This window comes from Curvibacter sp. APW13, assembly GCF_032337135.1.
Lineage (GTDB): Bacteria > Pseudomonadota > Gammaproteobacteria > Burkholderiales > Burkholderiaceae_C > Allorhodoferax.
This window is the reverse complement of sequence record NZ_JAVXZZ010000001.1, coordinates 653,668-673,076: the sequence shown is the minus strand read 5'-3', so window position 1 is coordinate 673,076 and position 19,409 is coordinate 653,668. Positions and strand designations below refer to the sequence as shown.

Genomic DNA, 19,409 nt, shown 5'->3' with positions numbered 1-19,409 from the left:
GGAGGCTGTGGCCCCCTTGGGGGGCAATGAGTACACGAAGTGACGAGTGTGGGGGCGCATAAGTTCTTAGACTTTCTTACGCAGGGTTTCACCAAACAGGCCATTGGGTTTGACCATCAGCATGATGAGCACGACGATGTAGGCTGCCACGTCCTTGAAGCCGTCGGGCAGGTAGAAGCCGGAAAACGCCTCGACCGTGCCGATGATGATGCCGCCCACGATGGCCCCGGGCAGGCTGCCGAAACCACCGACCACGGCAGCCGGAAACGCCTTCAGGCCGATGAATCCCATGTTGGCGTGGACGAAGGTGATGGGGGCGAGCAGCAGGCCTGCAATGGCAGCCACGGCAGCGGCCATGGCCCAGGCCAGGCCGTTGAGGCGCTGCACCGGAATGCCCATGTAGTAGGCCGCCAGCTGGTTCTGCGAAGCAGCCTGCATGGCGATGCCGATCTTGCTGTACTTGAACAGCAGGAACAGCAGCAGGCACAGTACGCCGGTGGCGACGATCACCACCAGCTGTTCGACGTTGATGATGAGTGCGCCCACGCCGAACTCGTTGCCACCGAACTTGAGGATCTCGTCCTTGTAGGGGACCGGCAGCGCATGCGTGTCGGTGCCGATGCCGGGCACCATGGTGATCAGGCCACGTGCCACGTAGCCGATGCCGATGGTCAGCATGACGATCGAGAAAGCCGGTTGTCCCAGGATGGGGCGAATGATGATGCGCTCGGTCAGCATGCCGACGATGGCCATGGCCAGGATCGCGCTGATGACGGCCAGCCAATAGGGAAAGCCCAGCGTGGTCATGCCCACCAAGCCGGCGAAGGCCCCCATCATCATCAGCTCGCCCTGGCCGAAGCTCACGGTTTCCGTGGCCTTGTAGATGAGTACAAAGCCCAATGCGATCAGCCCGTAGATGCAGCCCTGGGCCACACCGCTGATCAACAGCTGTAGAACCTGCACGGTGTCTCCTCGTTGTGTCTTCGAGGGTTATACCGTTGCCCTGCGGTGGCGCGGATAGGGTTGTTACCGATGCCTTGTCGCGGCAGAGACTTTTCGGGCGAAATCGATCGGAATTCGAGGGTTTGTCCTAGGGCATAACCCCAAAAGAAAAGCGGCCAATCGGGCCGCTTCGAGCGAGGGAGAGGGATGCCTCAGGCGATGGTCTTCGGGATTTCCCGCGGGCGGCCCTGGTCGTCGATGGCCACATAGGTCAACGTGGCTTCCGTCACCTTGATGTAGCTACCCTGGCTGCGGTAACGCTCGGCAAACACGCTGACCGACACGGTAATCGAGGTGCGACCGATGCGCGTGACTTTGGCGCAGAACGACAGGATGTCACCGACCCGCACGGGGTGCTTGAAGATGAACTCGTTCACCGCCACCGTGGCCATGCGCCCCTGGGTGTAGCGCGCCGGGAGCACCGAGCCGGCCAGGTCGACCTGGGCCATGACCCAGCCACCGAAGATGTCGCCATTGCCATTGGTGTCGGCCGGCATGGGAATGACCTTGAGCACGAGTTCATGGTCAGAGGGTAGGGTCACCAGTGCAGGGGTGGGAGCGTCGGTCATGGTCGGGGCAAAGAGTGTTCGCAAACCTGCATTGTCGCCGCAGCGCGGACGGGCGGATTCCGTGGGCCACAATGGGCGGGTGACGAAAGCGCCTTCTGAGTACCGTCCGGCCTGGGTGGTCGGTTTGTCCCTGGCCCAGCTCATCAGCTGGGGCAGCGTGTTCTACACCTTTGCCCTGCTGGTCGAGCCGGTCGAGCGCGAGCTGGGCATGGACCGTGTGGGCATGTCGCTGGCGTTCAGCCTGGCTTTGCTGGCCGAAGGGCTGCTGGCTTATCCCGTGGGCCAGTGGATCGACCGTGGCCATGAGCGCCGCGTCATGGCCGGTGGCACGGTGTTGGCGGCACTGTGCCTGGGCCTGCATCGGTGGGTAGACAGCGCGCCCGGGTTTTATGCCTTGTGGGTCGGGCTGGGGGCAGCCATGGCCTGCGTGCTCTACAGCCCGGCCTTTGCCGTGGTCACGCGCCGCTTTCCGGCGGACTTCCGTCGCGCCATCATCACCATGACCTTCCTGGGTGGACTGGCCAGCACGGTGTTCATTCCGCTGGGCGCTTGGGGCATGGCCACGATCGGCTGGCGAGACACCCTGCTGGCGCTGGCCGCCCTGCACCTGCTGGTGTGCCTGCCCTTGCATTTGCTGTTGCTGCGCGGAGCGCCCGCGCCACAGCACCCATCAGCGGCGCCGCAGGCCGAAGAGCCGACCGGCGACGCGCCGCGAGCCTTGATGCGTTCGGCGCCCTTTGTGCTGATCGGTGCCTTCATGGTCCTCATGACCGCTGCCACGGCCTCGCTGCCGGCCCACATGATCAGCCTGCTGCGCGAGCATGCCTTGCCCGAAGCCTGGGTGATCGCCATTCCGGCCTCGATCGGCGCCTTCCAGGTGCTGGGCCGCGTGCTGCTGTTCGTGTTCGAGCGCCGCCTGGACGTGCACCGGGCCAATCGCTGGATACCTGCGCTGATCCCGCTGGGGCTGGCGGCCCTGCTGGCATCACCCTGGCTCGGTGCCGCCCACCAGGCGGTGGTGTTGCTGTTTGTGGTGCTGTTTGGCATGGGCAATGGCATGCTCACCATCGTCAAGGGCACAGCGCTGGCCCAGTATGTGAGCCAGCGGCATGTGGCCGCGCTCAACGGCGCCCTGGGGCTGCCGCAGGCCCTGGTGCGTGCCGCAGCGCCCCTGGGGCTGGGGTGGGCCTGGAGCCTTTCGGGCAGCTATACGGTGGGCTTGTGCGCGGTAGTGGCCTTGACCAGCGTCGGCGTATGGGCGCTTGCACGGGCGCAGGCACGCGCCTTGGTCTGATAATCCTCTGATGCGCTCGCTTTCCCACTCCCTTCCCGCGCCCACCCCCACCGACCCCAACGCTGTGCGATCCGATGCGCAGACCGTGCGCCGCCTGCTGCCCTACCTGTGGCAGTACAAATGGCGCGTCGGCGCGGCCCTGGTGCTGATGATCGCGGCCAAGCTGGCCAACGTGGGGGTGCCGGTGCTGCTCAAGAACCTGGTGGACAGCATGACCGCGGGCAGCGACCCCCAGAAGGCCGCGCTGCTGGTGGTGCCGGTCGGTCTGCTGCTGGCCTACGGTGCGCTGCGTTTCTCGGCTTCGCTGTTCACCGAACTGCGCGAGCTGGTGTTTGCCAAGGCCACGCAGGGGGCTGCACGGCAGATCGCGCTGCAGACCTTCGAGCACCTGCATGCCCTGAGCCTGCGCTTTCACCTGGAGCGCCAGACCGGGGGCATGACGCGCGACATCGAACGCGGGGTGCGCGGCATCGAGTCGCTGATCTCCTATTCGCTGTTTTCCATCGTCCCCACCCTGATCGAGGTGGCTCTGGTGCTGGCCGTGCTGGGTGCCAAGTTCGACATGGCCTACGTCTGGATCACGCTCGCGGCGCTGGTGGCCTACATTCTGTTCACGGTCAAGATCACCGAGTGGCGCACCCAGTTCCGCCGCGAAGCCAACGAGTTCGACTCGGCGGCCCACACCAAGGCGATCGACTCGCTGCTGAACTACGAGACCGTCAAGTACTTCGGCAATGAGGCGTTCGAAGCCAAGCGCTATGACCAGAGCCTGGAGCGGCTGCGCCGGGCCCGGCTCAAGGCGCAGACCACGCTGTCGCTGCTCAATGGTGGGCAGCAGGCCATCATCGCCGTGGGGCTGGTGGCCATGCTGTGGCGTGCCACCGAAGGCGTGGTGCAGGGCCACATGACCCTGGGCGACCTGGTCATGGTCAACGCCTTCATGATCCAGATCTACATTCCGCTCAACTTCCTGGGCGTGATCTACCGCGAGATCAAGCAGAGCCTGACCGACCTGGACAAGATGTTCGTGCTGATGGAGCGCGAACGCGAGGTCGCCGATGCACCCGGTGCCACCGACCTGCGCCTGGACAGCGGCGTGGGCGGGGCGTCGCTTCGCTTCGAGGACGTCTCGTTCGCCTACGACCCGGCGCGCCCCATCCTGCACCACATCAGCTTCGAGATCCCTGCCGGCAAGACCGTGGCCGTGGTCGGCCCCAGCGGCTCGGGCAAGTCCACCATGGCACGCTTGCTGTACCGTTTCTACGATGTCACGCCGCATGTGGATGGCAGCGGTTGCGGCCGGATCCTGATCGCCGGGCAGGACATCCGCGCGGTCACCCAGGCCTCGGTGCGTCGCGCCATCGGCATCGTGCCGCAGGACACGGTGCTGTTCAACGACACGGTGGAATACAACATTGCCTACGGCCGCCCCGGGGCCAGCCGTGCCGAGGTGGAACAGGCGGCGCGTTCGGCGCACATCCATGACTTCATTGCCTCCACGCCCAAGGGCTACGACACCATGGTGGGCGAGCGAGGGCTCAAGCTCTCGGGTGGCGAAAAGCAGCGCGTGGCCATTGCACGCACCCTGCTGAAGAACCCGCCCATCCTGATCTTCGACGAAGCCACCAGCGCGCTGGACAGTGCCAACGAGCGCGCCATCCAGGCCGAGCTGGCCGGGGTGTCGCGCAACAAGACCACCCTGGTCATTGCCCACCGCCTGTCCACCGTGGTGGACGCCCACGAGATCCTGGTGATGGAGGCAGGCCGCATCATCGAGCGCGGCTCGCACGCCGCGCTGCTGGCGCAGGGTGGGCGCTATGCGGCCATGTGGGCGCTGCAGCAGAGTGCCGACGCCGACAGCGATTCGTAACAAAATGGGCCTCCAACCCATGGAAACATTGCGTGAGCAGCTATATATTGGATAGCGACGACCTATGCCTAACCTGACCTTCCTGGCACTGCTGCTGGCAGTGCTGTACTTCGTCAAGCAGAAACAACAGTTCGCGCGCATCGCGCTGCTGGGGGCCCACCTGGGCCGCTACCGCATCGAAACCCTGATGGAGGACCTGTGCGAGGGCTACCTGCGCGCCATGGGTGAGGAGGATGCCCAGCGCAAGGAACTGCTGTGGGAAATGCTGGGTGAGAAGGAGAGAACGCTGGCCCAGCAACTGCAGCGTCTGGCCGATGACTTTGCCCAGGTGCAGTCGCCCTTGGTGCGGGTCGGCAAGTGGCCGATCTACCTGCCGTTTGCCACGGCGCTGATGCCGAGCGCGTGTTTCGACATGCGCGATGCCCTGCGCCTGCATGCGCTGCAGCTGCGCAGCGCCCTGGACAACGCCGGTGGACTGTCGCGCCGCGACCGGGCGCGTGTGGTCTGTGCTGAACTGTTCCTGCTGCAGCACACCTGCCACTGGTTCTGTCGCTCCAAGACCACAGCGAGCGCCCGGCTGCTGGCGCGGCACCAGACTACCTATGCCCAGGTGCTGGAGACCGTGGCGAGCGATACCCGCAGCGCCTACCAGCGCATGGTGGCCCTGTGACCGATCCGCGCAAGAATGCCCGCATCAGCCAGGCGCTCTCGCGCCTGTATGGGGTGGTCGTGCATCCGCGCACGGGGCAGGGTCAGGAAGCCGGCAACGTGGAAGCCCAGCAGAAGGTGGAGGCCGCGGTGTCGGCAGAGCGGGAGCAGGCGCGTGCATTGATTGCCGCCATTGATGCGGGCGGCATGCCACTCAACCCGGCGCGGGTCAACCAGATTGCCCGCTCTTTGGGGCTGGAAGTGTCGGCCCATGCCTCCATGGACGACACCATTGCGCGCATTCGCGTCGCCCTGCAACGGCCTTGATCCAGCGAGGGGGAGGCGATAATCACCCCCCATGGAAACCAAATGGCTCGAAGACTTTGTTTCGCTGGCGGAAACGCGCAGTTTCAGTCGCTCGGCCCAGTTGCGCCATGTCACCCAGCCTGCATTTTCGCGCCGCATCCAGTCGCTGGAGGCCTGGGCAGGCACCGACTTGGTGGACCGCAGCTCCTACCCCACGCGCCTCACCCCTGCGGGCGAGACCCTGTACGGCCAGTCGCTGGAAATCCTGCAGGCACTGCAGAGCACCCGCACCATGCTGCGCGTGCACACCACGGCCGGGCAGGACGTGATCGAGTTTGCCGTGCCGCACACGCTGGCCTTCACCTTCTTCCCAGCTTGGGTGTCCGGGCTGCGCGAGAAGTTCGGCCCCATCAAGAGCCGCCTCATTGCGCTCAACGTGCACGACGCCGTGCTGCGCCTGGTGGAAGGCAGCTGTGACCTGCTCATTGCCTACCACCACCCCTCCCAGCCCTACCAGCTGGACGCGGACCGCTATGAGATGGTGAGCCTGGGCGAGGAAACCCTGGCACCCTATGTGAAGCCCGATGCCAAGGGTGCGCCCCTGTTCCAGCTGCCCGGCCGCAGCGGCCAGCCGCTGCCCTACCTGGGCTATGCGCCGGGCGCCTACCTGGGGCAGATGGTCAGCCTCATCCTGCGTGACGCGCCGACGCCGATCCATGTCGAGCAGGTCTATGAGACCGACATGGCCGAAGGCCTGCGCGCCATGGCGCTCGAAGGCCATGGCATCGCCTTCCTGCCCTACAGTGCGGTCAAGAAGGACCTGCGCGCCAAGAAGCTGGTCAGTGCCCTGCCTTCCGGTGCTACCGGTCTGCAGATCACCATGGAGGTGCGCGCCTACCGCGAGCGCCCCATCAAGCAGGAACACACGCGCAGCAGCGCCACTGTCCACGGCGTCCCGAAGCGCAATGCCCAGACGCTGTGGGAATTCCTCAGTACCCAACACCCCCCCAAGACGGCTTGACGCTGTCCCTTCCTGGAATTTGATATGACCGCTACCCTGACCATTACCCGCCCCGACGACTGGCACCTGCATGTGCGCGACGGTGCTGCCCTGAACACCGTGGTGCCGCATACCGCCGCGCAGTTCGGCCGCGCCATCATCATGCCCAACCTCAAGCCGCCGGTGACCACGGCCGAGCAGGCACTGGCCTACAAGGCCCGCATCCAGGCGGCAGTGCCTGCCGGTATGCAGTTCGAACCGCTGATGACCCTGTATCTCACCGACAACCTGCCGGCCGAGGAGATTGCCCGGGCCAAGAACGCGGGCGTGGTGGCCTGCAAGCTCTACCCGGCGGGTGCCACCACCAACAGCGACGCGGGCGTGACCGACATCCGCAAGACCTACAAGACGCTGGAGGCCATGCAGAAGGCCGGTCTGCTGCTGCTGGTGCACGGCGAGGTGACCAGCCCCGACATCGACCTGTTCGACCGTGAAGCGGTGTTCATCGACACCCAGCTGATCCCGCTGCGCCGCGACTTCCCCGAACTCAAGATCGTGTTCGAGCACATCACCACCAAGGAGGCAGCCCAGTACGTCGCCGAGGCCGACCGGTTCACGGCAGCCAGCCTCACGGCCCACCACCTGCTCTACAACCGCAATGCCATCTTCACCGGCGGCATCCGCCCGCACTACTACTGCCTGCCGGTCCTGAAGCGCGAGACCCACCGCCAGGCCCTGGTGGCCGCCGCCACCAGTGGATCGCCCAAGTTCTTCCTGGGCACCGACAGCGCCCCGCATGCCGTGCACCTGAAGGAGCACGCCACGGGCTGCGCCGGTTGCTATACCGCCCACGCTGCCATGGAGCTGTACGCCCACGCCTTTGATGCTGCGGGCGCGCTGGACAAGCTCGAAGGCTTTGCCAGCTTCCATGGCGCCGACTTCTACGGCCTGCCGCGCAACCAGGGCACCATCACGCTCAAACGCGAGAGCTGGACGCCGCCGCAAAGCTTTGCCTTCGGTGAGGCTACGCTCAAGCCCCTGGCGGCTGGCGAAGCGCTGGCGTGGAAGCTGGTGTAGACGGACTTCACGCGCATGGCGTCTAGCGTCATCGTCACGCTGGACCACATCGACTGGTCCGCACCCTGGCTCGACTTCTGGCGTGACCCGGGTGAACGGCTTGCGCAGCGGGTGTTGGCCGGGGTGCCGCAGCCGCACGTACTCAATGAGGCGGGCCTGGCGCCGGTGCGTTTCATTGCCCAGGCCGAGCTGCCCGCCGGTACCGCCTACGAGCAGCACATCTTCGAGACCGGTTGCGTGCCCACACGCGAAGGGCTGCACGACTTCTTCAATGCCCTGTGCTGGATGCGCTTTCCGCTCGCCAAGAAGCGGCTCAATGTGCAGCAGGCACAGCAGATTGCTGCACTGGGCGTGGCCCCCGAGCGCGGCCCGGCGCGCGACGCCCTGACCCTGTTCGACGAGAACGTGGCCCTGCTGCAGGCGCCGGATGCGCTGTGGGAGGCCCTGGCAGCCAAGGACTGGGCGGCGGTTTTCAGCGGTCTGCGCAGCCTGTGGAGCCAGAGCCGGTTGATCCTGTTCGGTCATGCCCTGACCGAGAAGCTGGTTTTTCCGCGAAAAGCCATCACGGCCCACGTATTCCGTGCGCCGTCAGCTATGAAAGAGATAGCGGATCTCGACGCTTGGCTGGCCGCCACGTTGGACGCCGATCTGCTGGCACGCAAGCCTTTCGTCCACCTGCCGGTGCTGGGGGTGCCGGGGTGGTGTGCGGACAACGAAGACCCGGCGTTCTATGCGGACCCCGGGGTGTTCCGTCCGCCGCGGCAGGTGGCACCGCAAAGCCCGTAAACTCCCTGGGCCTGTAGGGTGCATTTCTTGAAATTCGGCGCACCGCCCCTACCATTCGCGCCTGAGTCCGTCGTTTTCCGTCGGATCTGAGAAGGAAACCATGAAACGCATTGTTCTGTTTGTATTGACCAACCTGGCCGTGGTGCTGGTGTTGGGGGTGGTGGCCAGCCTGCTGGGCGTGAACCGCCACCTGACCGCCAATGGCCTGAACCTGTCGGCCCTGCTGGGCTTCGCCCTGATCATGGGTTTCGGTGGTGCCACCATTTCCTTGCTCATCAGCAAGCCCATGGCCAAATGGACGACGCCGGGTCTGCGCGTGATCGAGCAACCCCAGAACGCCGATGAAGCCTGGATCGTGGGCACGGTTCAGAAACTGGCCCAGAAGGCCGGTATCGGCATGCCCGAAGTGGCCATCTTCGAGGGCGAACCCAATGCCTTCGCCACTGGCGCCTTCAAGAACTCCGCCCTGGTGGCCGTGTCCGACGGCCTGCTGCGCGGCATGACGGCCGAGGAGATCGAGGCGGTGATCGGTCACGAAGTGGCCCACATCGCCAATGGCGACATGGTCACCATGACCCTGATCCAGGGCGTGATGAACACCTTTGTGGTGTTCCTGAGCCGTGTCATCGGTTACGCCGTGGACAGCTTCCTGCGCAAGGGCGACGACCGCGAAAGCAGCGGCCCCGGTATCGGTTACATGGTGACCACGCTGGTGCTCGACATCGTGCTGGGCTTCGTGGCCGCCATCATCGTGGCCTGGTTCAGCCGCCAGCGCGAGTTCCGCGCCGACGCCGGCTCGGCCCAGTTGCTGGGCCGCAAGCAACCCATGGTGAATGCCCTGGCCCGACTGGGCGGCATGACCCCAGGTGAACTGCCCAAGAGCGTCGCGGCCATGGGCATTGCCGGTGGTATCGGTCAACTGTTCTCGACCCACCCGCCGATCGAGGAGCGCATTGCTGCCTTGCAGAACAGCCAGTAATCGCGCCGTCGGTCTCACCCATGAAAAAACCGCCTTCGGGCGGTTTTTTCATGCCTGGGCTGCCACTGGGGGCTGATCGGCAAAAGAGTAGGTGTTCTTGCCCTTGCGTTTGCTGGTGTACATCGCGGCATCGGCGCGGGAGAGCAGGGCATCCATGCTGCGCGCGTCCAGCGGGAAGGTGGCAATGCCGATGCTGGCACCCACGGTCGCCACGGCGCCGTTGGGCAGGACAATGGGGGCCCGAAGTACATCGATGAGCTTTTGGGCCGTGGTTGCCGCCGAGTCATGGTCGATGCCACCGCCCAGCACCACGGCGAATTCGTCACCGCCGAGGCGCGCCAGGGTGTCTGCCGAGCGCACGCAGGTTTCCCAGCGCTGTGCGACTTCCTGCAGCACGGCGTCGCCCGCCGCGTGGCCGTGCTGGTCGTTGACCTGCTTGAAGCCATCGAGATCGGCAAATAACAGGGCCACGTTCTGGCTCTGGCGGCTGGCCTGGGCACAGGCCTTTTCCAGGCGGTCAAATAGCAAGGCGCGGTTGGGCAACTGGGTCAGCAGGTCGAAGTTGGCCTGACGCCAGGCCAATGCTTCGACGCGCTTGCGCTCGGTCAGGTCGCGGATGAAGACGTAGAAGCGCCCTCCATTCAGGTCGGTGTAGTTGACGTTGACTTCTGCGGGCCACACGCTGCCATCGGCGCGTCGGTGCTGGGTTTCGAAGCTGTCGTAGCCCTTGCGCATCACGGTTTCGATGTGTTGGCGTGTCTCTTCCGGATTCTCGGCAGCTTCCAGTGCCTCAATGTGCATGGTCAGCAGTTCGGCGCGGGCATAGCCGGACATGCGGCAATAGGCCTGGTTGACGTCGATCAGACGGCCGTGCTGGTCAGCGGCCCAGAACCCCTCGCGGCTGGTCTCGATGGCCGTGCGGAACTGGCTGTCCTTTTCGCGCAGTCGCCGCTCTGCGTGCAGCAGCAGTGTGATGTCCTGCGCAATGACCGACACACCTGCGGCGTAGGCGTTCGAGGCTTCCAAGGGGGACATCGTGACGGTCACGTCGATCTCGCGTGCCAGGGCGTCGAGCCAGCGCGACTGGAAAGGTTCCGTGGTTTCCCCTTTCAGGGTCTGTCGTAGGCGCTGGCTGTCCAGCGTGTGGCTGCCGGGGGAAAACAGCATGTCCAATGGTTTGCCCATGGCTCCGGCGACACCGTAGCCGAAGATCTGTGTGGCCCCATGGTTCCAGCTCGTGACCCTGCCCCGACTATCACAGGCAATGATGGCGTCCGAGGCATGTTCCACGATGCGGGCCTGGTCCTGCGCCAACTGTTGCAGGCTACGTTGTTGGCGGTAGTTGCGGTGCGCAGCATGGCTGGTCGACAGCAGCACCGAAACCCCGAACACGATGAAGACGTTGTGCAGCACCACGGTCTGGAGGTCGGCGTTTGCAGCGTACAGCCCGGCATTGAATGCGAGTGCGGCCACAAGGGAGCCCGCCCAGGTCAACGAGCGCAAGGGGCCCAGCATGGCCATCAGCATGAAGCACTGCATCAACGAGGCCAGCGCGATCGCCGGTTGCCGCAGCAATTGCAGGAAGATCAGGCAGACGATGGCAATGACGCTGGAGCTGGCCAGTGTGAAGTGGGCAATGGCCCAGCGTGACAGACGCGACTCTTCTAGGCTCCAAAGGGTGCTCAGGCACATCAGGGCGCCCAGGAGGCGCCATAGCCAGGTTCTCTCGAAGGAGTAGGGGGTGATGTAGTTGTCGACGAGCGCGTACGACAGGAAGAGTGCTGCGGCGCCGACCACGATGTAGCGTGCCAATGACTTGTGCTCGCGCAGCCAGGCGATTTCATCAGGGTCACTGAAAAACCGGGGAAGGAACACGCCGACAAGCTCCAACGGTGCAGGGGTATACCCCGCATTGTATGGAGTGGTCGGGTGCTTGGCTAGCCTTGGGTGTGCAGGATGGCGCGGGCAACCGCTTCGGCGACGCGGATGCCGTCGACCCCGGCCGACAGGATGCCCCCGGCGTAGCTGGCACCTTCCCCGGCCGGGTAGAGCCCGCGCACATTCGTGCACTGCAGATCTTCGCCGCGGGGGATCTTGATGGGGCTGGATGTGCGCGTCTCTACGCCGGTGAGCACAGCGTCGGGCATGTCAAAGCCCTTGATCTTGCGACCGAACACCGGCAGCGCTTCGCGCAGTGCCTCGATGGCATAGGCGGGTAGGGCCGGCGCCAGGTCGCCCCAGCGCACGCCCGGCTTGTACGAGGGAATGACCTCGCCCACGGCCGTGGAGGGTTTTTCCGCCAGGAAGTCCCCCACGCGCTGCCCCGGCGCTTCGTAGCATTCGCCGCCGAGCACGAAGGCACGGCTTTCCAGTGCGCGCTGCAGGTTGACCCCCGCGAGCGGGTGGGTGGCCTGCGGGTTCTGGCGCCGCATCTGGGCCGCTTCTTCGGCGTAGCGCGCGCCACGCTCGGGTCCCCAGGCCTGCACGAAGGCCGCCTCGTCCTGCGGGTAGTCGGCCGGTTCGATGCCCACCACCATGGCGGCATTGGCATTGCGTTCGGCGCGCGAATACTGGCTCATGCCGTTGGTGACCACGCGGCCGGGCTCGCTGGTGGCGGCTACCACCGTGCCGCCCGGGCACATGCAGAAGCTGTAGACCGCGCGGCCATTGGCAGCGTGGTGCACCAGCTTGTAGTCGGCAGCGCCCAGCAGGGGGTGACCGGCATGCTTGCCCCAGCGGGCGCGGTCAATCACGCTTTGGGGGTGCTCAATGCGAAAGCCCACCGAGAACGGCTTGGCCTGCATGGCCACACCGCGCTCGTACAGCATGGCAAAGCTGTCGCGGGCGCTGTGGCCCAGGGCCATGACGACGTTTCGGCAGGGCAACACGCTGCGGCTGCCGTCGACTATGTTTTCGACCTCCAGCCCGCTTACCTGTTGCGTAGAGCGCTCCCGATTCAGGAGCAAGTCGGTCACCTGGTGCTCGAAGCGGATCTCGCCGCCGAGCGACTCGATCTGCTCGCGGATGCCTTCCACCACCTTGACCAGCTTGAAGGTGCCGATGTGCGGGTGCGCTTCGTACAGGATTTCCGGTGGAGCGCCGCAGTTCACGAACTCGTCCATCACCTTGCGGCCCAGGAATCGCGGGTCCTTGATCTGGCTGTAGAGCTTGCCGTCGGAAAAGGTGCCGGCACCGCCTTCGCCGAACTGCACGTTGCTGTTGGGGTTGAGCTGTTTCTTGCGCCACAGTCCCCAGGTGTCCTTGGTGCGTTGGCGCACGGTCTTGCCGCGCTCCAGCACGATGGGCTTCAGACCCATCTGCGCCAGCACCAGTGCGGCCAGCATGCCGCAGGGGCCAAAGCCCACCACCACCGGGCGCTCGCCCTCCTGCGCACCAAAGCCGGCCGGAGCCTGGCCGACGAAACGGTAGGCCATGTCCGGCGTAGGGCCGATGTGGGGGTGCTTCTCGAACCGTGCGAGCAGCGCGGGCTCGCTGTCGGGTTGCGTGAGTTCCAGGTCGACGATGTAGACCGCCAGCAGTTCCGCCTTGCGTGCGTCGAAGCTACGCTTGAAGACCGTGAGTCGGGCGATGGCTTCCGGCGCGACGCCCAATGCCTGGGCCGCCAGACGGGTCAGTGCCGCGACCGGGTGGGCAACGGGGGCCCGGTCGGCTTCGGTTTCGGTGGGGGCATCGGCCGCACGGCGCACCTCGACGGGCAGGGCGGATAGCGGGAGTTTGAGTTCGGTCAGTCTAATCATCGGTCGGGCTCGTGGTGATCAAGCAAGGCCACGATGATAAAACCTGGCGCAATCGGGCTGCGCCCGTCGTGCGTTCAGACGGATGGGTGAATCACCATGGTTACCAGGGCCGAGGTATCGGTCAGTCCTTCCAGCGCGTGCGGTACACCTGCCTCCAGGTGCAGAAAGTCGCCTGATTCCATCTCGTGGCGGACTTGTGGCGTGGAGAGTGCCAGTCGACCTTCGAGACACAGCACGGTGATTTCACCGGGGGCCTTGTGTTCGCGCATGGTTTTGCCCTGCTGCAGCACCACACGCACCACTTCGAGCTGGCTGCTCTTGAGCAAGGCCTCGGTGCGTGCCAGGGGCAGCCCTGCGCCCAGCGGCGCCAGTCGGGTCTTGACGCCGGAGGGAAGGTGTTCAAGTGCCATGGTCTCCCCCTTTTTTGGGCTGGTTCGGCGGGCGCAGTGCCGATGCGCCACCACAGGCCATGGTTGTAACGCCAATTGCGCTTTCGCGCCAGTGCCCGCAGCGCCACGGTTGGCGCGCGGTCACCACTGTCACTCAGTTCGGCAAGAAGCCTTCCACCGACAGATAACGTTCCCCGGTGTCGTAGTTGAAGCCCAGCACCTTGGCTCCCGCGGGCAGTTCGGGCAGTTTCTGGGCTATGGCCGCCAGGGTGGCGCCGCTGGAGATGCCTACCAGCATGCCTTCCTCGCGGGCGCAACGGCGTGCCATCTCGCGGGCGGGTTCGGCGTCGACCTGGATCACGCCGTCGAGCAGTTCGGTCTTGAGGTTCTTGGGGATGAAACCGGCGCCAATGCCCTGGATCGGGTGGGGCGAGGGTGCGCCGCCGGAAATGACCGGGGATGCAGCAGGTTCGACAGCAAACACCTTCAGTTGCGGCCACTGCTTCTTCAAAACCGTCGCGACGCCGCTGATGTGGCCCCCCGTGCCGACGCCAGTGATGATGGCGTCCAACCCTTCGGGGAAGTCGGCCAGGATCTCCTGGGCCGTGGTGCGCACGTGCACGTCGATGTTTGCGGGGTTCTCGAACTGCTGTGGAATCCACGCCCCCGGGGTCTGTTCGGCCAGTTCCTGGGCACGGGCAATGGCGCCCTTCATGCCCTTTTCGCGCGGCGTCAGGTCAAAGCTGGCACCGTAGGCGAGCATCAGTCGGCGGCGCTCGATGGACATGCTGTCGGGCATCACCAGGATGAGCTTGTAGCCTTTCACGGCGGCCACCATGGCCAGGCCCACGCCGGTATTGCCCGAGGTGGGCTCGATGATGGTGGCGCCGGGCTTGAGCGCGCCGCTCTTCTCGGCGTCCTCGATCATGGCCAGCGCAATGCGGTCCTTGATGGAGCCGCCAGGATTGCTTCGTTCGGACTTGACCCAGACGTTGTGGCTGGCGCCAAACAGGCGGTTGATGCGTACGTGGGGGGTGTTGCCAATGGTTTGCAGGATGTTGTCGGCTTTCATGGGGCGGTCTCCTTGACAGAACAAGGTTGTCATTCTGCGCGATTTGATCTACCGGTTCGGGCATATGGATATGCCGCTAGCCAGTGGCAGGCGATAATCCCGCTTGTGAAGCCCGCCAGACCACCGCTGGTGCAAGCGCCGGAAGGCCGCACTGGAGGAAAGTCCGGACTGCATCGGGCAGCGTAGCAGCTAACGGCTGCCCACCGACAAGCCCCGTGCGCAAGTGCGGGGCCCTAAGGTGAGGATCAGAGCAACAGAGACGAGTCGATCTGGACAACCCATGGGGTGTTCTATGCGTGCAGCGCGGCGCAAGCCGTGCCCCGGGCAACCGGGAGCGCATAGCCGCCCGAAATGGGCTCTGCCCATTTCGGGTGAAACGGGCAATCTCTACGCGCAGCAACACCAAGTAGGCACACGTTGACGGGGCCCCCGGAGTGTGCGGGTAGGTGGCATCGAGCCGTCCAGGTGACTGGCGGCCCAGATTAATGGTGGTCACATGCGGGGAAACCCGCATGCACAGAATCCGGCTTATCGGTGGGCTTCACACTTTTTTTGCGGTATGGTTGATCCCTGAATTCACTATTCACGGAGGTGCACCATGCGAGCCATTGCAGAACTCTTGAAAAAGCGCGAGGGCACGGTATTCAGCCTGGCTCCTCAGGACAGTGTGTTCGAAGCCCTGCGCCGCTTGGCTGATCATGACGTGGGTGCCATGATGGTGCTGGACAACGGCCGGCTGGTGGGCGTGTTCTCCGAGCGCGACTACACCCGCAAGATCGCCCTGGCTGGAAAGTCTTCACGCGACACGCTGGTCAAGGACATCATGACTGCCAACGTCGTGACCGTCTCGCCCCAGACCGATACCCGGGACTGCATGGCCCTGATGAGCCAGAAGAAGATACGCCACCTGCCGGTGATGGAGGGAAACAAGGTGCTGGGCATGATCTCGATCCGCGACATCATGAACGACATCATTGCAGACCATGAGCTGACCATCAGCTTCCTGCAGCACTACATCAGCGGTTGAATTGAATACAGGGGGCATTGGGTGCCCCGCCCCCCTGTGCCGCTTCAGAATTTCTCGAACGCAGCCAGGTAGCGCCACTGGCCTACCGGCAGCGAACCCAGGGCAATGCGCCCCAGGCGCGTGCGCTGCATGGCTGCAATCGGCAGCCCCACTTTCCCCAGTACGTAGGCGATCAAGCCCGGGTGTGCGCCCTTCACGGCAAAGCGCAGCCGCGTGCTCGTGGGTGTGCTGGAGCTGATGCTGGCCTTGGCGACTGGCAACTGCTCGCGCGGGTCCTTGAGCAGGCGCGTGATGGCCTGAAGCTGATCGGCTGACACGGCCTGCGCGACATCGACCATGTATTCGTGTTCCATCTCGCCCAGGTGCTCTTCAAGCTTGCGCGTGATACGCCAATCCTGTGTGAACACCACCAGGCCGCTGGCGCCGGGTTCGAGCGGCACGCTGGCTTCCAGGTGCAGGGTGTGGCGCTTGAGGAAGGCCTGCTGCGCAGGCCCCTGCGCCCACTGCTTTCCCGCCACCAGCAGGGTGCGGGCGCTGGGCGGCGCCTTGGCCCGGCGGGCAGAGGGTGTGTCTTCATCGTCGTCGACGCCGTCAAGCCACTGCGGCGGTTTGTTCACCACAAAGGTGAACGCCTGGGGCGCCAGCAGCGTCGCGTCGGGGCTAATCGTCACGACGGCAGTTTCTGCCACGCGCACGGGCGGATCTTCGACGACCACGCCGTCCACGCGCACGAACCCACTGGTGATGTACTGCTCGGCTTCGTTGCGCGAGCAGCCCTTGAGTTGCATCACCCGCTTGGACAGTCGCTCACCCGCCACGCGCGGTGCGGCGGGGGCGGGTTTGCGTCCCTGTGCATGCGTGGCTGCACCGGCGGGCGCAGCTCGGCGAGCCGCAGCGGGCTTGGCACTGCTGGGTGTGGCCGGGCGTATGGGGCGGGGTGGGTGGCCGCTTGCGGAGGGCGCAGCCGTACGCGGCGCGCTGGCGGGCGCTGTTTTTTTCGGTGCTGCCTTGGCAGTGGCAACGGGAATGGCCACAGCTTGCGGGCGCTTTGGCAGGGAGAGGGTCTTGCGATCGGTCATGGTGTGGGGGCCTGGTGGGTTTCGCGCAGGTGCTCCACGTGGGCTAGCAGTGAACGCAGCGCGAGCGGCCACAGGCGCTGGTCGACGTCCTGGTAGGCCAGGGGCACCCATTCCTGGGGCGATCCGGCGGGGAGGGACTGCATCGCCGCCAGCACCTTGGCTTCGCGCTTGAGACGGTGGGTCTTGAGTTGGGCGATGGTGCCCAGCGCGTCGTTGAGCACGTTGCCGTGGGCGGGCAGGATGGTGCGCACGCCGTGACGGCTGCAGAGCGCCGCCAGCTGGTCCAGACTGTGCAGGTAGTCGCCCATGTGGCCGTCGGGTGGGTCGATCACCGTGGTGCTGCCGTTGAGGATGTGGTCGCCGCTGAGCAGCAGGCCATCCTCCTCGACCAGCAGGCACACATGGTTGGCCGCATGGCCCGGGGTGTACAGCACCTCGATGTGGCTCGAATCGCCCTCTGGCCCCGATGAAACCAGCGCAATACGCTCACCATTTTGTAGCGTCCGGTCGGGGGTGAACTGGCTGTTGGCCCGAGCTGTGGGGGCGCTGGGCAAACCCAGCACCGGTGGACGGTGGGGGCACAGGGCTTGCAGGGGCCACGCACCCGGCGCATGGTCGGCGTGCGAATGGGTGCAGACAATGGCCACGATGTGACCACCTGCGCCGTCGGGGTGGGGGCAGGCCTGCCACAGGCGCTGAATGTGCTCAGCCAGGGCCGGGCCGGGATCCACCACGACGAAGCCACTGAGAGGCGTGCCGATCAGGTAGCTGTTGGTGCCGGGGCCGGTCATCATGCCGGGGTTGGGGGCGGTGAGGCGCTGCACCCGGGGGCTCAGGCGCACCGCGGTCTCGTGCTGCCAGGGGGTGGAGTCGTCGATGGCGGGGCGGAGGGAAGACATGGCGGGATTGTGCGGCATGCCGCTGGCCTGTGGACGCGGACACAGCGGACAATCCCGGATAATGGCTTCATGCGCATCGAGTTCACCAAAATGCAGGGTGCCGGCAACGACTTTGTCGTGCTGGACGAGACCCGCGGCCGCCTGGGTCTGACGGCGGCGCATTACCGCTTCCTGGGCGACCGCCACTTCGGCGTCGGCGCCGACCAGATCCTGACCGTACGCCCCTCGCCGGCCGAGGGCATTGACTTCGAATACATCATCCACAACGCCGATGGCGCCGAGGTCGAGCAGTGCGGCAATGGCTCGCGCTGCTTTGCCCGCTTCGTGCGCGACAAGGGCCTGACCACCAAGGACGTGTTGCGCGTCAAGACGCAAAAAGGCGTCATCTCGCCCGAACTCACACCCGATGGCCGAGTCACGGTGGACATGGGTGCGCCGGTGTTCGCGCCGGCTGACATCCCCTTCGACCCGCGTGGAGCCCAGCCAGTGGCCGTGGGTGAATGGCAAAAATGGCCTCTGGCCCTTGACAATACTGCGCAGGCTGCTCCTGTTTTGGTAGCGACTGTATCCATGGGCAATCCGCACGCAGTGTTGCTCGTGGACAGCGTGGAGACCGTTGACGTCGCCACGCTGGGGCCGGCCGTTCAGCAAAGCGGCTACTTCCCGCAAGGCGTGAACGTGGGCTTCCTGCAGGTCATTGACCGCAGTCACGTCGCCCTGCGCGTGTACGAGCGCGGCGTGGGCGAAACCCTGGCTTGCGGCACCGGAGCCTGTGCCGCGGCAGTTGCGGGCATGCGTCTGGGGCTGCTGGATGCACGGGTGGACGTGCAGACCCGTGGCGGCGTACTCACCATTGCCTGGGCCGGTGCCCAGGGCGACTTGTCCGCGCCGGTACGCATGACCGGTCCGGCCACCACTGTTTTCCAAGGCGTTATCGAGCTTCCCGACTCCCTATGACACAAACCACCCCACCGGCCCTGGCCAACCCCATCACCGAAGACGACATCGCCCACTACCTGAGCATCACGCCAGACTTCTTCCAGCGCCATGCCGAGTTGCTGGCAGCGGTGCAGCTCACCAGCCCGCACGGCAACCGTGCGGTAAGCCTGCAGGAACGCCAGGCTGAAATGTTGCGCGAGAAGATCAAGGGCCTGGAACACCGCATCATGGACATGGTGCGCAACGGCAACGAGAACGTGCTGCTGTCCGACAAGATCCTGCGCTGGACGCGTAGCCTGTTCGTCAAGCCCGCCGGGCTGTCCCTGCCCGAGCACCTGGTGCTGGAGCTGACCATGCAGTTCTCGGTGCCGCAGGTGGGCCTGCGTCTGTGGGACGTGGCCGCTACCCACGCCGGTGAAGACTTTGCCAAGCCCGTGAGCGACGATGCCAAGCTGTTCGCCAACAGCCTGACCGAACCGTTCTGCGGGCTCAATACCGGCTTCGAGGCCGTCAGTTGGCTGTCGGATCCGCAGTCCGTGGCCTCGCTGGCGCTGGTTCCGCTGCGTCTGTCCAACGATGGTGCCCCAGGTGCGGCCTTCGGCATGCTGGTGCTCGCCTCCAGCGACGCCACCCGTTTCAACAGCAACCTGGGAACCGACTTCCTGGCCCGCATCGGCGAGATCGCCAGCGCCGCCTTGTCCACGATGCGCTGACC

18 protein-coding genes, 1 other RNA gene and 1 pseudogene are annotated in these 19,409 nt (G+C 65.3%); 12 read left to right on the top strand and 8 right to left on the bottom strand.

Annotated features, from left to right (window positions below; translation table 11 throughout):
- Positions 1-66: 66 nt before the first annotated feature.
- Together RQP54_RS03060 and RQP54_RS03055 are read right to left on the bottom strand one after the other, a co-directional pair.
- Positions 67-963 (bottom strand): branched-chain amino acid ABC transporter permease, encoded by an 897-nt coding sequence (locus RQP54_RS03060; protein WP_315676696.1) that lies wholly within the window; start codon positions 961-963, stop codon positions 67-69.
- Positions 964-1,154: 191 nt separating this feature from the next.
- Complete coding sequence (locus RQP54_RS03055; RefSeq protein ID WP_315676695.1) at positions 1,155-1,571, bottom strand: acyl-CoA thioesterase; 417 nt, start codon at positions 1,569-1,571, stop codon at positions 1,155-1,157.
- Between the two features lie 79 nt (positions 1,572-1,650).
- On the opposite strand from RQP54_RS03055, the gene RQP54_RS03050 reads away from it, so the two are divergent.
- From RQP54_RS03050 to htpX, 8 genes are all read left to right on the top strand, one after another.
- Positions 1,651-2,865 (top strand): MFS transporter, encoded by a 1,215-nt coding sequence (locus RQP54_RS03050; protein WP_315676694.1) that lies wholly within the window; start codon positions 1,651-1,653, stop codon positions 2,863-2,865.
- A gap of 10 nt (positions 2,866-2,875) precedes the next feature.
- Positions 2,876-4,735, top strand: coding sequence for an ABC transporter ATP-binding protein/permease (locus RQP54_RS03045; protein WP_315676693.1), 1,860 nt, complete (start codon positions 2,876-2,878; stop codon positions 4,733-4,735).
- 64 nt (positions 4,736-4,799) lie between these two features.
- Positions 4,800-5,405 (top strand): hypothetical protein, encoded by a 606-nt coding sequence (locus tag RQP54_RS03040; RefSeq protein WP_315676692.1) that lies wholly within the window; start codon positions 4,800-4,802, stop codon positions 5,403-5,405.
- Entirely contained in the window at positions 5,402-5,710 is a 309-nt protein-coding gene (locus RQP54_RS03035; protein ID WP_315676691.1) for a hypothetical protein, read from the top strand. Before RQP54_RS03040 ends, RQP54_RS03035 begins: the two co-directional genes overlap by 4 nt.
- Positions 5,711-5,741: 31 nt before the next feature.
- Positions 5,742-6,710, top strand: coding sequence for a LysR substrate-binding domain-containing protein (locus RQP54_RS03030; protein ID WP_315676690.1), 969 nt, complete (start codon positions 5,742-5,744; stop codon positions 6,708-6,710).
- 24 nt (positions 6,711-6,734) lie between these two features.
- Positions 6,735-7,766 (top strand): dihydroorotase, encoded by a 1,032-nt coding sequence (pyrC, locus tag RQP54_RS03025; protein ID WP_315676689.1) that lies wholly within the window; start codon positions 6,735-6,737, stop codon positions 7,764-7,766.
- A 15-nt stretch (positions 7,767-7,781) separates the two neighbouring features.
- Positions 7,782-8,552: a DUF3025 domain-containing protein gene (locus RQP54_RS03020; protein WP_315676688.1), complete on the top strand. Its 771-nt coding sequence runs from the start codon at positions 7,782-7,784 to the stop codon at positions 8,550-8,552.
- 100 nt (positions 8,553-8,652) lie between these two features.
- Positions 8,653-9,531: a protease HtpX gene (htpX, locus tag RQP54_RS03015; RefSeq protein WP_315676687.1), complete on the top strand. Its 879-nt coding sequence runs from the start codon at positions 8,653-8,655 to the stop codon at positions 9,529-9,531.
- A gap of 48 nt (positions 9,532-9,579) precedes the next feature.
- Here htpX and RQP54_RS03010 read toward each other — a convergent pair whose 3' ends face one another.
- From RQP54_RS03010 to cysK, 4 genes are all read right to left on the bottom strand, one after another.
- A complete protein-coding gene (locus RQP54_RS03010) occupies positions 9,580-11,406 on the bottom strand; it encodes a diguanylate cyclase domain-containing protein (protein ID WP_315676686.1) in 1,827 nt (608 codons plus the stop codon).
- Between the two features lie 62 nt (positions 11,407-11,468).
- Complete coding sequence (locus tag RQP54_RS03005) at positions 11,469-13,289, bottom strand: NAD(P)/FAD-dependent oxidoreductase (RefSeq protein ID WP_315676685.1); 1,821 nt, start codon at positions 13,287-13,289, stop codon at positions 11,469-11,471.
- Between the two features lie 74 nt (positions 13,290-13,363).
- Positions 13,364-13,699, bottom strand: a complete 336-nt coding sequence (locus RQP54_RS03000; protein ID WP_315676684.1) for a cupin domain-containing protein — start codon at positions 13,697-13,699, stop codon at positions 13,364-13,366.
- 133 nt (positions 13,700-13,832) lie between these two features.
- Positions 13,833-14,750 carry a cysteine synthase A gene (cysK, locus tag RQP54_RS02995; RefSeq protein ID WP_315676683.1) on the bottom strand — a complete coding sequence of 306 codons (918 nt, stop codon included), beginning with the start codon at positions 14,748-14,750 and terminating at the stop codon, positions 13,833-13,835.
- Between the two features lie 107 nt (positions 14,751-14,857).
- Here cysK and rnpB point away from each other — a divergent pair.
- Both rnpB and RQP54_RS02985 read left to right on the top strand, forming a co-directional pair.
- Positions 14,858-15,297: RNase P RNA component class A (gene rnpB / locus RQP54_RS02990), an RNA gene on the top strand.
- A 51-nt stretch (positions 15,298-15,348) separates the two neighbouring features.
- On the top strand, positions 15,349-15,777 hold the full coding sequence (locus RQP54_RS02985) for a CBS domain-containing protein (RefSeq protein ID WP_315676682.1): 429 nt from the start codon (positions 15,349-15,351) through the stop codon (positions 15,775-15,777).
- Positions 15,778-15,821: 44 nt separating this feature from the next.
- Here the strand turns inward: RQP54_RS02985 and RQP54_RS02980 are convergent, their stop codons facing one another.
- Both RQP54_RS02980 and RQP54_RS02975 read right to left on the bottom strand, forming a co-directional pair.
- Positions 15,822-16,856, bottom strand: a complete 1,035-nt coding sequence (locus RQP54_RS02980) for an RNA pseudouridine synthase (RefSeq protein ID WP_315676681.1) — start codon at positions 16,854-16,856, stop codon at positions 15,822-15,824.
- Positions 16,853-17,716 (bottom strand): annotated as a pseudogene (locus tag RQP54_RS02975) (MBL fold metallo-hydrolase); the annotation flags it as partial. The gene RQP54_RS02980 and the pseudogene RQP54_RS02975, both read right to left, overlap by 4 nt.
- Before the next feature lie 108 nt (positions 17,717-17,824).
- Here RQP54_RS02975 and dapF point away from each other — a divergent pair.
- On the top strand, positions 17,825-18,712 hold the full coding sequence (dapF, locus tag RQP54_RS02970; protein ID WP_315676680.1) for a diaminopimelate epimerase: 888 nt from the start codon (positions 17,825-17,827) through the stop codon (positions 18,710-18,712).
- Positions 18,709-19,407 carry a DUF484 family protein gene (locus RQP54_RS02965; RefSeq protein ID WP_315676679.1) on the top strand — a complete coding sequence of 233 codons (699 nt, stop codon included), beginning with the start codon at positions 18,709-18,711 and terminating at the stop codon, positions 19,405-19,407. Before dapF ends, RQP54_RS02965 begins: the two co-directional genes overlap by 4 nt.
- The last annotated feature ends 2 nt before the right edge of the window (positions 19,408-19,409 follow it).